20 protein-coding genes and 1 pseudogene are annotated in these 15,691 nt (G+C 32.6%); 20 read left to right on the top strand and 1 reads right to left on the bottom strand.

Translation table 11 applies throughout. The features are described from left to right. From B045_RS0110060 to B045_RS0110000, 13 genes and pseudogenes are all read left to right on the top strand, one after another. The coding region (locus tag B045_RS0110060; protein ID WP_018464137.1) for a glycosyltransferase family 4 protein at positions 1-732 on the top strand (732 nt) is incomplete at its 5' end. Between the two features lie 69 nt (positions 733-801). After that, positions 802-1,068: pseudogene (locus tag B045_RS15675) on the top strand (mannose-1-phosphate guanylyltransferase); the annotation flags it as partial. Between the two features lie 197 nt (positions 1,069-1,265). After that, positions 1,266-1,436: a DUF3606 domain-containing protein gene (locus B045_RS15870; RefSeq protein WP_018464135.1), complete on the top strand. Its 171-nt coding sequence runs from the start codon at positions 1,266-1,268 to the stop codon at positions 1,434-1,436. An 18-nt stretch (positions 1,437-1,454) separates the two neighbouring features. Further along, positions 1,455-1,676, top strand: a complete 222-nt coding sequence (locus B045_RS0110045; protein ID WP_018464134.1) for a hypothetical protein — start codon at positions 1,455-1,457, stop codon at positions 1,674-1,676. 248 nt (positions 1,677-1,924) lie between these two features. Next, entirely contained in the window at positions 1,925-2,119 is a 195-nt protein-coding gene (locus tag B045_RS15530) for a hypothetical protein (protein ID WP_018464133.1), read from the top strand. 25 nt (positions 2,120-2,144) lie between these two features. Next, complete coding sequence (locus tag B045_RS0110035; protein WP_025884392.1) at positions 2,145-2,615, top strand: GNAT family N-acetyltransferase; 471 nt, start codon at positions 2,145-2,147, stop codon at positions 2,613-2,615. Between the two features lie 166 nt (positions 2,616-2,781). Beyond that, entirely contained in the window at positions 2,782-3,021 is a 240-nt protein-coding gene (locus tag B045_RS0110030; RefSeq protein WP_018464131.1) for a hypothetical protein, read from the top strand. A 332-nt stretch (positions 3,022-3,353) separates the two neighbouring features. Continuing rightward, positions 3,354-4,502 carry a nucleotidyltransferase family protein gene (locus tag B045_RS0110025; protein WP_018464130.1) on the top strand — a complete coding sequence of 383 codons (1,149 nt, stop codon included), beginning with the start codon at positions 3,354-3,356 and terminating at the stop codon, positions 4,500-4,502. A 151-nt stretch (positions 4,503-4,653) separates the two neighbouring features. Further along, entirely contained in the window at positions 4,654-5,523 is an 870-nt protein-coding gene (locus tag B045_RS0110020) for a TIGR01777 family oxidoreductase (protein ID WP_018464129.1), read from the top strand. A gap of 84 nt (positions 5,524-5,607) precedes the next feature. Beyond that, the gene (locus B045_RS0110015; protein ID WP_018464128.1) at positions 5,608-5,919 is read left to right on the top strand and encodes a hypothetical protein; all 312 of its coding nucleotides are present in this window, start codon (positions 5,608-5,610) and stop codon (positions 5,917-5,919) included. Positions 5,920-6,182: 263 nt separating this feature from the next. Continuing rightward, positions 6,183-6,518, top strand: a complete 336-nt coding sequence (locus B045_RS0110010; RefSeq protein ID WP_018464127.1) for a cupin domain-containing protein — start codon at positions 6,183-6,185, stop codon at positions 6,516-6,518. A 169-nt stretch (positions 6,519-6,687) separates the two neighbouring features. Next, positions 6,688-6,912 carry a hypothetical protein gene (locus tag B045_RS0110005; RefSeq protein ID WP_018464126.1) on the top strand — a complete coding sequence of 75 codons (225 nt, stop codon included), beginning with the start codon at positions 6,688-6,690 and terminating at the stop codon, positions 6,910-6,912. Between the two features lie 91 nt (positions 6,913-7,003). Next, a complete protein-coding gene (locus B045_RS0110000; protein WP_018464125.1) occupies positions 7,004-7,330 on the top strand; it encodes a DUF2335 domain-containing protein in 327 nt (108 codons plus the stop codon). Between the two features lie 94 nt (positions 7,331-7,424). Here the strand turns inward: B045_RS0110000 and B045_RS0109995 are convergent, their stop codons facing one another. After that, positions 7,425-8,186 (bottom strand): hypothetical protein, encoded by a 762-nt coding sequence (locus B045_RS0109995; RefSeq protein WP_018464124.1) that lies wholly within the window; start codon positions 8,184-8,186, stop codon positions 7,425-7,427. 898 nt (positions 8,187-9,084) lie between these two features. On the opposite strand from B045_RS0109995, the gene B045_RS0109990 reads away from it, so the two are divergent. From B045_RS0109990 to B045_RS0109960, 7 genes are all read left to right on the top strand, one after another. Further along, on the top strand, positions 9,085-9,609 hold the full coding sequence (locus tag B045_RS0109990) for an NAD-dependent epimerase/dehydratase family protein (protein WP_018464123.1): 525 nt from the start codon (positions 9,085-9,087) through the stop codon (positions 9,607-9,609). 239 nt (positions 9,610-9,848) lie between these two features. Continuing rightward, positions 9,849-10,718 (top strand): TIGR01777 family oxidoreductase, encoded by an 870-nt coding sequence (locus B045_RS0109985; protein WP_018464122.1) that lies wholly within the window; start codon positions 9,849-9,851, stop codon positions 10,716-10,718. A 55-nt stretch (positions 10,719-10,773) separates the two neighbouring features. Further along, complete coding sequence (locus B045_RS0109980; RefSeq protein WP_154650150.1) at positions 10,774-11,151, top strand: PleD family two-component system response regulator; 378 nt, start codon at positions 10,774-10,776, stop codon at positions 11,149-11,151. 5 nt (positions 11,152-11,156) lie between these two features. Then, positions 11,157-11,969: a YaiO family outer membrane beta-barrel protein gene (locus B045_RS0109975; protein ID WP_081618626.1), complete on the top strand. Its 813-nt coding sequence runs from the start codon at positions 11,157-11,159 to the stop codon at positions 11,967-11,969. Between the two features lies 1 nt (position 11,970). Then, on the top strand, positions 11,971-13,050 hold the full coding sequence (locus B045_RS0109970) for a hypothetical protein (protein ID WP_018464119.1): 1,080 nt from the start codon (positions 11,971-11,973) through the stop codon (positions 13,048-13,050). Beyond that, on the top strand, positions 13,040-14,458 hold the full coding sequence (locus B045_RS0109965) for a glycosyltransferase family 2 protein (RefSeq protein ID WP_018464118.1): 1,419 nt from the start codon (positions 13,040-13,042) through the stop codon (positions 14,456-14,458). Before B045_RS0109970 ends, B045_RS0109965 begins: the two co-directional genes overlap by 11 nt. Positions 14,459-14,986: 528 nt before the next feature. Next, on the top strand, positions 14,987-15,289 hold the full coding sequence (locus B045_RS0109960) for a hypothetical protein (RefSeq protein WP_018464117.1): 303 nt from the start codon (positions 14,987-14,989) through the stop codon (positions 15,287-15,289). The last annotated feature ends 402 nt before the right edge of the window (positions 15,290-15,691 follow it).

Raw genomic sequence — 15,691 nt, 5'->3', positions numbered from 1 at the left:
GCTGCCAAGACTATTCTTAAGCTAGGTGAGAGAATGGGATGTATGTTTGCCGATGATGTGATAGTTATATCAAATGTTATTAAAGATTTGATATCAAAAAAGTATAATAGAACAAAGAGCGTTCATCTAATTTATAATGGTGTTCCTCAACCTGATATTTGCCACAATACTGAGTATTTCAATAAATTAGGAATAGAAGAAGGTAAGTATGTGCTTGGTATGTGTCGTTTTGTTCCTGAGAAAAATCTTCATCATTTAGTAGAGGCTTATATAAAGTTGAAGTCACAATCAAATAGTTCTGATTTTCCTAAATTAATTCTAGCTGGTGATGCTGATTTCGATGATGATTATTCTCGTAGTTTAAAGAAGTTAGCAAAAGATAATGGTGTTGTGCTAACTGGATTTGTAAAGGGAAAAAAGTTGCATTCGCTTTTGACTAATGCTCTGTGTTATGTTTTACCTTCAAGTCATGAAGGATTACCAATTGCATTATTAGAAGCGATGAGTTACAAACTACCTGTTGTGGTTAGCGATATTCCTGCAAATAAAGAAATAGGATTATCGGATGAATGTTACTTCGAATGTGGAAACATAAACCAGTTAGCTGATAGAATTAATACTATAATCCATACTCCCTTGCACCGCATTGATTACGATATGACCAAATATAATTGGGATGATATTGCTAATCAGACAATGGAGATTTATAATTCTATTGTAAAATTAAAATAAATGGTCTATTTTCTTATAGGTAAGTGTATAATTTTGACGGTTTGCTAAAATTGATAGATTAGTGACTGTATATATACACTGCCTGCAGAATTCGGATGGAGCGATCTTTGTAGTTGGGGTTCATTACATACTTTGCTACCCCAGGACAAAGATGGCAATGCAAAGGTTGGTAGCAATATCAATTTGTATCAAAGTAATAACTGTATCGTGCACGCGAATGATGCGCAACAGGTTGTGGTAGAAGGATTAAATGATTATATTGTAGCTTTGCATAACGGCAGGTTGTTGATTTGCTCGTTAAAGAACGAACAAATGATAAAGGAATTTGCTAAATAAAAATAGGTGAATTCGTATAACTTACGTTAAATAACAAAGGCAATTCATGGCTATATATTGGAAATATGGATTATTTTCTTTGATTTGTAAATCATAGTTTGAGTATAGATGTTATATCTTGACAAACATCTTCTGTATGTCAATCATACTTTTTGCTATGTAATCATGACCTTGATAGATTTTTAAATTTTAATATTATGGATGATTTACTAATTAAAGAACCGTTAGATGGAAGCAGAATTAATCTTCATGAGCCATATGAGGTTAATTATTGGTGTAAAAAATTTAAATGTACTGTTAAAGAGTTACAGGACGCAGTACGTGCTGTTGGCGTTTCTGCTGCAAAGGTACAAGCGTATCTCCATTGATAATTAATTGCTTATATTATGAAACACAAATATTACGTAAATAAGCGCCGTCAAACTGGTAGTGGAAAAAACAATGAAGTTCATCGGGACGGATGCCCTTGGATGCCCGCTTCTTATTATGCAGAGTATTTAGGTGAGTTTGATTCTTCAGAGGATGCTTTGCGCGAAGCAAAGAAAACTTATCCTTATGCAGACGGATGTGTCTTTTGTTGTCCGGAAATTAACCATGACAAAAAATAAAATGTAATGATATAGCTTTGTTTGTTTTATCTGATGGAGGTAATTCAAGCGGTGTAAATATAAGATATATAAGAGAAAAAGCAGCAATTCATTTTTAAGTGTGCTGCTTTTTTTCGATTAAATAAGGGCAGGCTATGATATTTGGTAATAATACCGTATTGTTTGTTGAAAAGTTAAATAAAGCCTTTACTTTATTAAAAATTTGTTTTTCATAAAATTAAGTTCTATTTTTGCAGAAAATTATTATTATGCTTAGAAATACATCGAAATTTAAAATGACAGATAGTGAAATTAAACATTTTCGCTCGCGCATGCATGATGTTATGACTGGTAATATATCAAAAGAAGAATCTGCGTGCATGAGAGAAAGACGTAAGCAAATTGATTCTACTTATAATGAATTTATAAAAGCAAATGGTGGGAAAAATCCATTTTTCGGCTGATATCAGTATTGAAAGATTGAGTGAAATGGATAAAGAGGATTTGTTGAACTTTTCTTGTGGAGAGGATGATAAAGAAAATCAATTAAATTCTTTCTTTCATTCTGATAAATTATTTAGATGTGATAAGCACCACCTTTGTTCTGTCTATGTTGTTAGACGAATATCAACTTCTTCTTTATTAGCAGTCTTTACTCTAGCTAATGATAGTATCGGACTATTATCACAGGAAGATAAAAAAGATTTGCAAGAAGAAGTTTGTGGTCACGTTGCTGAAGATTATAATGAAATTTGGAATCAACAAACTTCGTTTCCTGCAATTAATATTTGTCATTTAGGTGTGAGTAATCAATTCCAATCTTTAGGTATTGGCACTATAATTATCCAAATGATTCTTAAAATTTTCACGAAATATGATGCGTCTGGTTGTCAGTTCGTAACGGTGGATTCATTAAATAATTCTCAAACGAATAACTTCTATCAAAAATGGTTTTTCTAATCTATCCAATTCGGATATAAAGGATTCAACCCGGCGAATGTATATTCAACTTGATAGTATTAGAGAATAGGGTGAAATGATGGAACCATTTCTTGATGCTATAAGTTACCTCTCTCAGTAAATCTCTCTTTTAAGGGGGATGGATGCATATTAAAATGTTTATTATATGAAAATGGAAAAAGATAGTCGAAACAAATTAAACGACATCAAAAAGCAGCTTGATAAAATGTCGAAAGAAAGTCATGGTCGACCACATGAAGCTCCTCTTTCGAATGATGAGATGTATAATAGAGTAATATCTTCTTCTTTTGAACGTATATCTAATTCAAAGGAATTGGCTGTAGAATTTTTAAAGAGTGCCGGTATTTTTGATAAAGACGGACACCTTGCTCCTGAATATAAATAGGTGATAATCATCCGAATCCATAATCTGTCTTTATTGTGTAATATTTATTTGGATGAAAAAGATCCCATTCTCGGTATCTGATATAAGTATACTCGAGTCTAGATAAATATTTTATCTACTAACTAAGTATTGTTAGTGATTTCTATGAAAAACAAAATTAAGGAAAAGAAAAGTATTGTTTCGCATGATAGAATATAATATATTTGTTTATTCTAATATGTAACAAAGAACAGGAAGAGAATCTTCCATAAGAATATCATTAATGAACACAAACTTCGTATTAAAAGCAATCCTTCGTAATAATTATATAATGCAAAATATAGGATATTAAGATGATAGACTTATACAATAAATTCTTTCAGGTTCTTAGATGTGCCATCAATGATAACCTTGCTGTTCCAGAACTGTCTGTGACTGAATGGAAACAGATATATGTCATAGCACAAAAGCAATCGTTGCTAGCGGTGGTATTCCGTGCTCTTGAAAGAGCTACGCCTCCGTCTGGTGATGATGAGAAAGATGTGTTTGGAAAGCTGGTGATAGAATGGTTCGGACAAGTTAGGGCTATTGAGAGGATAAATCATAATGTCACGGCTAATGTTATTAAGCTATCTGAAAAGTTAGCTCAAGACAAATTCCAATCTTGTCTCTTGAAAGGGCAGGGCAATGGCTTGTTGTATCCGCAGCCTAACTCGCGTACTCCTGGTGATATTGATATATTGATTAGACCGAGGAGGTATGACTTAGGGAAAAGAAAAGTTGTAGATGATGTAAGGACAATAATAAAATATGTTAGATTGCAGCAGCCTGATGCAAAAGCAATCTATCATCATATTGAATATCCTAGATTTAACGGAACGGATGTGGAGGTGCATTATCGACCTTCGTTTATGTTTAATTTCATCTATAATTCTAGATTACAGCATTATTATGCTGACATCGCTGATGAACAGTTCCATAATAGAAAGGATATTGCGGATGGAGTGATTGCTGTGCCTACAGCTGAATTCAATAAAGTGTTTTTATTAAGCCACATTTATAATCATCTGTTTCATGAAGGTATTGGACTTAGGCAGTTGCTGGATTACTATTATGTATTGCAGAATGATGTTGAGTTTAGTAATGATTATAATGTATTGTTCTCACATCTTGGTATTCGCCATATCGCAGGTGCTATCATGTGGATATTGACTGAGTATTTCGGAATGAAACCTGATAAGGTGCTTGTACCTGTGGACGAAAGTCGTGGGCGGTTCGTTTTGAATGAAATTTTACAGGGAGGCAACTTCGGAAAGTATGATACACGGTATGACTTCGGCAATGACCTATTGGGTAGAAATTTGCAACGTCTGTCTCGTGATTGGAGATTACTACGGTATTTCCCGTCAGAAGCAATCTCTGAACCGATATTCCGCATCAGGCATTTCTTCTGGAGGCTGAAGCATCAAACAACAAAGCTGAAAAAGCCGCAAGACATATAGAATGTTCTATATAACGAGCATTAGAGCCTTTATATCTAATCACCATCGGCTAATTTGCATGATACATCCAAACAAAGTGATATAAACTTGCATTTATTAAAAATACTCTTTATATTTGCCAGATGCAATCGGACTTTTAAAACTCTAATATATGAAAATATTAATTGCCGGTGGTACTGGATTTATTGGAAAGAGCTTGATTCCATTTCTTGTAAAGAATGGACATGAAGTAAATGTTCTGACTCGACGGAATATGGTTGATGTGGAAAGCATACATTATTTCCGATGGGATGTAGATAAAGAACTTATTGAGCCGAAGGCTTTTGATGGTGTGAATGCACTCATCAACATGACTGGAGCTAATATTGGTGAAAAACGTTGGACTGTAGACCGTAAGAATGAAATTCTGAATAGTAGGGTGAAGCCGTTGGACTTTCTTTTGAAAGCCATCATTGAATCAGGCAACAGAATAGATGTGCTGATTTCTTCATCTGCTGTGGGATATTATGGAGCAGTAACAACGGACCATATTTTCACTGAAGAGGACCAAAACGGTACTGATTTTCCAGCCTACGTATGTAGGTTATGGGAAGAAGAAGCGTTGAAGTTCAGAGAGGTGGCAGACCGAGTCGTTATTTTACGTAAAGGTCTGGTTGTTGGAAAGAATGGAGGAGTATATCAGAAATTAGCACCATTGGCGAAGTTCGGTTTAAGTGTTGCTCTGGGCAGTGGCAAGCAATATTTCCCTTTGGTATACATGAATGATCTAATCCGTGTTTATAATTACATTTTGGAGCATAATGAAATTGACGGTGTCTTCAATATTGTGGCAAATCAACATATTACCATGAATGAATTCTCCCAAAAATTGTTGGACACTTTTGGCAAAAGAAAGTTGTTGCCAAACATTCCCGCATTCATAATCAAAATGTTATTTATGGAACGAGCTGAAATGTTGCTTCAAGGCTCAAAGATTAGTAATGATAAGTTTAAAAGCACAGGCTTTGAATTTATGTATTAATCAAGTGATGCTAGTAACGAGTCTGTAGGCGGAAGTAGGGAATGATCGTATATAAAATAATGATATAACTTAATTTTTAAAGATATGAGTATTACAATTGAACAAGCAGATTCTGTTATAAAGAGTTTAAATCAGAAAAATCCGGAATGGTTTTCTTCTCATGAATTCATAGGTAGATACATTAAAATGTATGAGTATAATTATATAGATATGCTCGTGGAATACATGAATACACATACTCTTGAAATATTCAAAACAGTTCATACTCAAATTGCAAACTTCCTAAGTGCCAACCAAGATAAATTAGGTATTTATTTAAATGGTGAAGTGATAGATATGAATATTCATTACCTTGAAACACGTTGTAAAAAATGGAATATTAAACCAGTTGAATAACTAACAATAGAAATACTTTTCTCTTTTGATGAATTGTTAATTACTACTTCAGAGCCTACAGAAAGTGATATTTTCAATGAGTTCTGGTTAAGAAGTTGGTAAAAATAGTTTCAATATAATCAGGATATCTCACGGGTATAACTTAAATATGAACACAACTATATTTGAGCATATTTTATAAAGAATCACAAATTTGAAGGATTTATAATGCACTCCGAAGAAGAAAGAGCGTATTTTTGAGTCGAATAGGATCTATTATAATAATGGGATTTACAATCAAAAACATAAATACAATAAATGATGTTGCGACATCACATGGGGCTGGAATAAAGAAGGTGCTGTGTTCTAATGATGAGGCTTCTAGTAACATCACTCAGATTGCCGTGTCTCTTTTGACGGCTGGCGAAGCAGTTGAAGTGCATATACATGAAACGATGGAAGAGCATTTCATCATCGAAGATGGTTCCCTTGAATTCATGATTGATGATAAAGTTATGACGGTTAATTCTAGTACTTATGTTATGGTTCCTGCTGGAACAAAGCACGGAATTAAGGCAGTCACTAATTGCAAAATGATTACTATTGGATGTGCTGTTTAGAACAGTATTTTGTAAGTGTATTAAAAAACGTAATTGTGTGATAAGAATATCGCTAGTTAAAACAATGGTAATTATTAATAATGATATTACACTTTAACACATAAAAACATTGTTTGTCTTAATTAATTTATTAACTTTGCAATTGAAATCAAACAATGGAGAATAGAATATGTGCATAATCAAAGATGTTAAACATTTTATGTCGAATGGGGCAAAAACATTTCGTAAAGCTTCATTTGGGGAGTATGATGTAAAATCTGATTCTGTAAAGGAAATTTATCGAGATATGTTTGAAAATTCAAAATCAGATTCAATAAATTTACGTTCTGACCGTGAGAAAATTGGGCGTGATATGCGTACTGGTTTTAATAAAGTTATAATAAAAAAAGGCTAAACAATCAATAAAACGCAGCGAAACTCACGTATCAAGCGGCGATAGTGTTGGTAATCAGTTAGAACAGACGGTCACAGTAGAGGATAGTTCTATGCCTTCAGCGGAGGAACTCAAAAAATATAAAGATATAGACCCTAAATTTATTGATTATTTTATAGCAGCATCTGAAAAGGAGCAAGAGCATCGTCATTGCTCAGATATGAAAAAACTAAAAATAATCAATTGTGTCGAACGTAGAACGGGGCGAATAAATTTCTTTGGGATGTTCTTCGCTTTTTTGTCTATAGTTGTCTTTATGGGTGTAGCAGGATTTGCTCTTTATTTGAATCATCAGTGGTTTGCTGGTATTTTCGGTATGACAGGCTTGGTTACAATCGTTTCTATCTTCGTGACTAAAGATGATAAAAGGAAAAAATAGAGAACATCTAATCTGATAACATTAGATATATATATGAATCACCATAACAGCCATTCACAAATAATGAATGGCTGTTATTTTTAGTTAGATGCTATTACTGTGCTTGTTTAGCCCACAGCTCACCTTCTCCCTGATAGCCGTTTTGTAACCACATCTTATCGAATGCGTGTGAGAGATCTGTCCCGGTTTCTTTGCCTAAACATTCAAAGGCTACGTTTCCATTTCCTTTGTCATGGCAAATCCACTCTTCTCCTTCTCCTTGAACACCATCTTGTAACCATAGTTTTGCAAATGCGTGTGAGAGATACTTACCTCTTTCTTTACCAAGGCATGCTAATGCAACTCTGCCTTTAGGTCTAAGCTCTTTAATAAAGACTTCACCGTCTCCCTGGTTTCCTTTTTGCAACCAAACTTCGTCTTTTGCATGACTAAGGTATGAACCTTTTTCTGCTCCAAGGGCTTCTAGAGCAATGAATTCTTGTTTAGCCCACAGCTCACCTTCTCCTTGATAGCCATTTTGTAACCACATCTTGTCTAAGGCGTGTGATAAAAATAAACCTTTTTCTTTGCCTAAACATTCAAAAGCAATGTTCCCATTTCCTTTGTCATGGCAGATCCATTCTTCTCCTTCACCTTGGATGCCATCTTGTAACCATAGTTTTGCAAATGCGTGTGAGAGGTATTTACCTTTTTCTTTCCCAAGACATGCTAATGCAACTCTGCCTTTAGATGTTTCAATGATGTTGAAAACTTCACCATCACCTTGATTGCCTGTTTGCAACCAAACTTCGTCTTTTGCATGGCTTAAATACTTTCCGCTCTCGCCACCAAGAGCTTCTAATGCAATTTTAGACATAATTTAAGTTTTAGGTTATTATTAGAATGGAGGGTCTCTCCATCTCTCTTGTTTTTCAAAGTTTTAGTAATATAAATACAATATGTCGCAAATATAATGAAAAAAACATTGCATGTTCTTTTTCGAATATCTTTTCTGCAAAAAGAAGTAATAATTAACTTATTACATATCATACAGTTAAGATCATATTATGCTTAAATAAAATCCGTAGTTTTAGTTCGATGAGTTAGAGATTTATAGGAATTAGTATTTAAAGAACTCTAGAATTGTAAATGCTGATATTATGGCTTTCGGCATAGTATTACATGAAGAAGGAAAATGGATATGAAGAGAAAACTCTTTATATCCATTTTCCTTTTATGTATTTACGCCTTTGAAAAAAATACTTTGCATTTAATTTATAAGTGGGGAAAGAATATAATCATGGTTCTTTTGATCCTTAAAAGTTAATTTTTATAAATAAGTGTATTAAAAAAGTACAATGTTTTGAATTTGACATTATATTTGCATCATTCTTAGTAATGCTAATTGGAAATATAAAATAATCGTAAGTGATTGATATATAAGAAGAAAGTTTTAATTGTTGTTGGAACTAAATCATATAAATAAACAATGTCTTCACTAATATAAAATTTTATTATTAATTTGATAAAAACGTGTAGTTCCTGATAAGAATATATTATAAGTGTTTATTGAAAATAATTTAGAACCATAATAAAAAGAATGAATTGAGTTTATAGTGTAAGTGGCTTCATACATTGGTAAAACCAACTTTTGAGCATATAAGGATTATAAAGTTGGTGTTTACACTTTGCTGAGATAGTGATAATTAGAATTGGAGTTATTAGAATACTTATTATAATTGTTGTATTCTATTTTATTTTTAAAGCCATTGTATATGAAAGTATTGATAGCTGGTGGTAATGAGTTTATAGGAAGAACTTTGATTCCTTTTCTTGTGAAGAAAGGAAACGAAGTAAATGTTCTGACCAGAAGGACAATGACCGATGTGAAAAGCATACGTTATTACCGATGGGATGTAGACCAAGAATTTATTGATTCTAAGGCTTTTAATGGTGTGAATACACTTATCAATATGACCGAAACTAATAATGATAAAAAACAATGGATTGTAGACCTTAAAAATGAAATCCTTAATAGTAGAGTGAAGCTATTGAATTTTCTTTTGAAATCAATCAAAAAATTCGCAAACAAAATAAAGGTGTTGATATATACATCTGCTGTGGAATATTATAAAGCAGTAACCACTGATCACGTTTTAAAGTATAACGAGATTGACGGTGTATTCAACATTGTTTCAAACGAACATCTTAACATGAACGAATTCTCTGATAAGATGTTATATTCTTTTAATAGAAGAAGATTATATCCAAACATGTCTGAATGGGTAGTCGGAATATGATTCTGTGAATATTCGCAGAAAGATAATACTATGAGTGATTATAGAAAAAGATAAGAATCATAATAAAAAGAATGAATTGAGTAATAGTGTAAGTGGCTTCATACATTGGTAAAATCAACTTTTGAACACATAAGGATTATAAAGTTGATGTTTATACTTTGCTGTGATAGTGATAATTAGAGTTATTAGAATACTTATTATAATTGTTGTATTCTATTTTATTTTTAAAGCCATTGTATATGAAAGTATTAATTGCTGGTGGTACTGGGTTTATAGGAAGAACTTTGATTCCTTTTCTTGTAAAAAAAGGAAACGAAGTAAATGTTCTGACCAGAAGAACTATGACCGATGGGGAAAACATTCATTATTACCAATGGAATGTAGACCAAGGATTCATTGATTCTAGGGCTTTTGATGGTGTAGATGCACTCATCAATATGACCGGAGCTAATATTGGCGAAAAGCAATGGACTGTAGACCGAAAGAATGAAATTCTGAATAGTAGGGTGAAGTCGTTGGACTTTCTATTGAAAGCTATCATTGAATCAGGCAACAGAATAAATGTGCTGATTTCTTCATCTGCTGTGGGATATTATGGAGCAGTAACCACTAATCACATTTTCACGGAAGAAGACAAGAACGGAACTGATTTCCCTGCCTATGTATGTAGGTTGTGGGAAGATGCGGCTTTGAAGTTCAGAGACGTAGCCGACCGAGTTGTCATTTTGCGTAAAGGTCTGGTTATTGGACCAGATGGAGGAATATACCAAAAACTAAAACCACTAGCTAAATTAGGACTTAATGTTGCACTCGGCAACGGTAAGCAATATTTCCCATTGGTATGTATCAATGATTTGAACAATGTTTATAATCACATTTTGATGCATAATGAAATTGACGGTGTCTTCAATATTGTTTCAAACGAAAATCTTACTATGAACGAATTCTCTGATAAAATGTTACAATCTTTTGGTAGAAGAAGATTATTCCCAAATATTCCTGCATGGATAGTCAAAATGTTATTTCACGAACGATCGCAAATGCTACTACAGGGATCAAAGGTTAGCAATGGAAAAATAATGAGTACAGGCTTTGACTTTTGGTATTAATATATCAATGTCTGTCATGAGTTTGACTATTAAAATAATAAAGGAGGAAAATATTATGAATATTTTGATTGGACTGCGGAACAATGTGTATGCTGATTATCTTGGCTATAACTTGAGATTATTGGGACACAATGTAAAAGTAGTGGAGGACGGTATTGATATAGTCAATCTGCTATTTAGTAAAGACTGGGATATCGTTATTGTCGGTATTCTAGTGAGTTATTATAATGGTTTGGAAATTTTAGAGAGATATCAAAAATATTGTGATGAGAAGCTTAAAGAACAGAGCAACTTTGTAAAAGCAAAATTTTTTATTGGTAGTAGTTTCTATGATCAAGTGAGCATGCAGCAGGCAAAGTCGCTAGGAGCAACAGACTATTTTGTTGTGCCTCTGGATACAGATGAATTATTAAATAACATACTAAAAAAATAAAGCTTATGAAATATTTTCTTTTCGTATTTTTATTAGCTAATTGCAACATAGCGTTTTGCCAGGAAAAAACAATAGAATTGCAATCGGTAGGTGTCACTAATATGATGGAGTTTTATAATAAGCCATCTAGAGTGAATTGGAATATAACTTCAATCGAAGGAGCGATAAAAACAAATATTGATAGTGTACATAATATAGTATTTGTACCTAAACTAAATTTGGCACAGAAAGTTCCTATTGGTGATGATTACTTCAAGACAGTTTATGCTCAAGGGCAATTGGAAGCTTACCTATTTATGTCTAAAAAGTTATCTCTATATGCTTTATATGCTTATTCTTCATCAACTTTGTTTCCTAAGCATTTGGCAGTAGTAGAAGGTACGTTTTCATTATCAAACGGATGGAATCTTACTGGAGGTGGTAAGATGTATTATTGGACAAAACCAATTTTCAGCTATACGGTTGGTCTCGAAAAATACATTGGAAATTACTGGATTACTGTGAAGCCTTATCTGACTTATATACATTCTAATTGTTATGGGTCAATAAACATAGGTGTCAGAAGGTATTTCGGAGATCCAAAGAATTATATACATGCTTGCTTTTTTGATGGTCATTCAGCTGAAATACTTCCTCATTTGGATAGTCAGTATTTGTTGGGTAACAACACATGGGGGGGCTATCTGCTATGGCAGCAAAAACTGACTTCTTCTTTCTTGCTTAAGACAGCCGTGTCTTTTAGAAATGAACAATACACAAACGGGCTAAATCGTGATATACCAGGATTTACACTCGGAATAAATTATTTATTTAAGTAATATGTTAACACATTATTTTATATCATTTGATGCAGTACTACTGCATTTGATTCGGATTGCTGTCATTATCTTTATATTATCTGCACTAGCAGTTTCTGCTGCAACTCTATTTTTGAGTTGGAAAAGGCATCAAAGTGAGTTCCGAAAAAATGTACTTCGTCGGGAATATGAAGAGGTGATTTTTAGTTTCTTACATCATGGAGATGTTAGTGAAGCTTGTAATGTCAAGAAAAAGCTGAGGAATATAGAAAAATGGACATTTATTGAAATCATAAATGATCTTGGAAAGTATTTTAAGTACAAGGATCAAGAAAAAATCAAGCAGATAGCTGCTGTATATGATTTAGAAAGCTACATGGTAAAGAATATAAAATGGGGACATTTTGTGTATAGGACTAGAGCTTTAAAAGTTTTGGTAAACATAGGATGCACTCAAAAGTCGTATCCGACATTACTGAAGCTTAGTGAAAGTAAAAATGCTGTCACCAGATTATATGCAACTCAAAATTTGATTCTTTATGGAAGCTTTGATCTTGAAAAAGATTTTGTAAACTATAAATATTCCCTTTCTCTTTGGGAACAGATGAGTTACTTTTATCTATTCAAATATAAGTTGAAGGAGGTACCGAATTTTTCAACATTCTTATATTCAACAAATACTTCAATAGTTTTATTTGGACTAAGAATGATGAGATTATTTCATCAGACTCTGAATATTAGCAGTCAACTTCAAGAGTCTTTAATGTATAAAGATGTCCAAATTCAAATGGAGTTGTATCGATTATTGGCTGTGAATCATCAAGAGATAAACTCAGATAAAGAATTGTTGAAGAGATTTAATGTATATAATTTGGAGGATATGTTGTCTAATTATTCAAGGCTTGATTACATGACTACAGATATAATGCTTGACATATTTTATCGTACAGATAACATGATTATTAAAAAACATATATTGATATGTATCTATGATTACGTCTCAGGAGGTAAAAGTGATATACAATATTTTGCAGCCCATTATGAAGAAGGGGACTTAAATAAAATGTGTAGAAATTTAATATCAGAGAAACATGGAAAATAATATTTTTATAGGATTTGGGGAAATTATCAATATGCTTTTCCTTACCTATTCAATCGCTATTGTCATAGTTTATACAGTAATGTCTTTTGTATCAATATTCCATCTTTTTCATTATAAAACAAAAAATGTTGATATCAATTACGACTTTTTGCTTGCTGCAGGTAATGCTGCACCAAGTGTAAGTGTAATCGCATCTGCATATAATGAGTCTGCTACAATTATTTCATGTGTAAGAGCGTTGCTTAACTTAAGATACTCTAATTATGATGTAATTGTTGTTAATGATGGGAGTACAGATGATACGCTGGAAAAATTGAAAAAAGAGTTTCAACTAGAAAAGCAGAGCTATATCTTAAATGATAAGATTAAAACGAAAAAAGTTCGTGGTATCTATCATTCTAAAAATAGTATTTTCAGAAATTTAGTCGTTGTAGACAAAGAAAATGGAGGTAAGGCTGATGCAATGAATTGTGGAATGAATATTTCATATAAGTTTTATGTGGTTTGTGTGGATGTTGATTCTGTCTTAGACCGTGATGCTCTTTTGAAACTCGTAAAAGCAATTGTTGAAAGAAAAGAATCCTATGTAATTGGGGTTGGCGCATCTGTGCATGTTGCTAATGGGTGCAAATTTGAAAATGGAAGTATAAAGGAATATGCTGTCCCCAAAAAATATTTCCTAGGTATGCAAGTTATAGAATATTTGCGAGCTTTCTTAATCGGAAGAATTGCTTTGGGACAAGCAAGATGCCTTCTGTTGGTATCTGGTGCTCTTGGAATTTTTAAGAAAGAGGCTATGTTAAAAGTTGGTGGTTATCTGCCGTCGACAATCGGGGAGGATATAGAATTAGTAACGCGTTTACAGGAATACCATTATGATAAAAAAATACCCCATTTAGTGTTGTATATTTCAGATCCGTTGCTCTGGACTGAAGTTCCTGAGACCCTTCAAACTCTAGGACGTCAGCGAACACGTTGGACACGAGGATTAATTGATACTCTGAAGTTACACAAAAGAATGTTTTTGAATCCGAAATATAGAACTGTCGGTTTATTAGGCTACCCTTATTTCTTTTTCTTTGAATGGATGGCCTCTATTATAGAAATGATAGGTTATATTTATTTTATTGTAGCTCTTTGTTTGGGCTTGACAGTATGGAAAACATTCTTCTTGTTGTTAATTTTTATGTATTTATTTGGTACAACATTCTCTTTTTTAGGAATCTTTATTAATGAAATTAATTTTCATGTCTATAATAAAACAAAAGATGTAGTGAGATTAATTTTCTATTCTTCATTTGAAGCATTCATCTATCATCCATGTATTGTGTTTTGGGCATTGAAGGGCAATTATATGTATCTAAGAGGTAATAAATCATGGGGGGCAATGAAGAGGAAAGGATTTTAATAGAGAACTTGTTTATAAAACAATGAATATGGTTCGGTATATGCAGACGTTATTTTGCTAGAAAAGAAATCAAAGATAGGCATAATTGATAAATGTTTAGTCGTTGTTTAGTTCTACTGGAAAATGAATGCATAATGGAGATTACTTAAGTGATAGACGACCTTGTTAATATAATGTTAGGCTATTTATAATATTAATGATGAAGAGAAATGGATATGGAGAGTATCCCCCCTCATAACCCCATTTCTCTTCTTTATTAATTTTCGAATTAAAATATATAACTTCAACAGTTTGAACTTGTAATATAATGGATGATATTACTGTTTATTATTGGGTATCATAAATCTTAATCTTCGTGAATAATTAACTTCTTGAATAACAATGTTTTAGAATAAGCATTATATTTGCAACATACTTAGTAATGCTAAATGAATATAGAAAATAATTATAGAATGATATGGAAGAGGAAAATCCTAATCCTTTATTAATCTAAATCGTGTGCACAGGTTTAATCTAAATTTCAAGATTATGAAAAAAGTTTCTAAAATTAACTGCGAAAATCGTGCAGGTTTTGTTCAGGAGTTTAAAGTGGTTTGGAACGGTGGTGAAAGTGGATGGAGTGGTCAATATCCAAACCCACAAACTGAATCATTTGATTTACATGCTTTTAATATTCCTGCTGGTGATGAGGTCTGGATTAAGGTCCATGCTATACTAGGCAAGACAAAAACTGCCGATGAGCATGTTATCTATGATCCAAATTCTAGTGATGCAGCACTCTATCAAACAACGGGTGCAACTTTGACTTTTAAAATTAAATTGATGAACTAACCCCTTTTTTAGGAGTGTTTACAATAGATTTATCTAATGTGCACTTAGCAGCAAGTTTATTGTCAANACTCCTAATCGAATTCTTTAAGTTCATGACTCTAATGAATCGAGATAACGCTTCGCACCAAAATATAATATTGTCAGTTTGATAATATGGTGTNGTAATTGTTAATGATATACTTATAGATCTATTAGAGACACTTATAGCTAGAGCCACTTTTGATATTTAATTTTCGTGAATAACAATTTTTTAAATAAATATTATATTTGCAACATACTTAGTANTGCTAAATGAATATAGAAAATAATATGGAAGAGGAGAATCCTAGTCCGTAATTAATCTAAATCGCGTGCACAGGTTTAATCTAAATTTCAAGATTATGAAAAAAGTTTCTAAAATTA

This window comes from Segatella paludivivens DSM 17968 = JCM 13650 (genome assembly GCF_000373185.1).
Lineage (GTDB): Bacteria > Bacteroidota > Bacteroidia > Bacteroidales > Bacteroidaceae > Prevotella > Prevotella paludivivens.
Note: the sequence above shows the minus strand (reverse complement) of the source record. Positions and strands in the feature narration are given on the sequence as shown.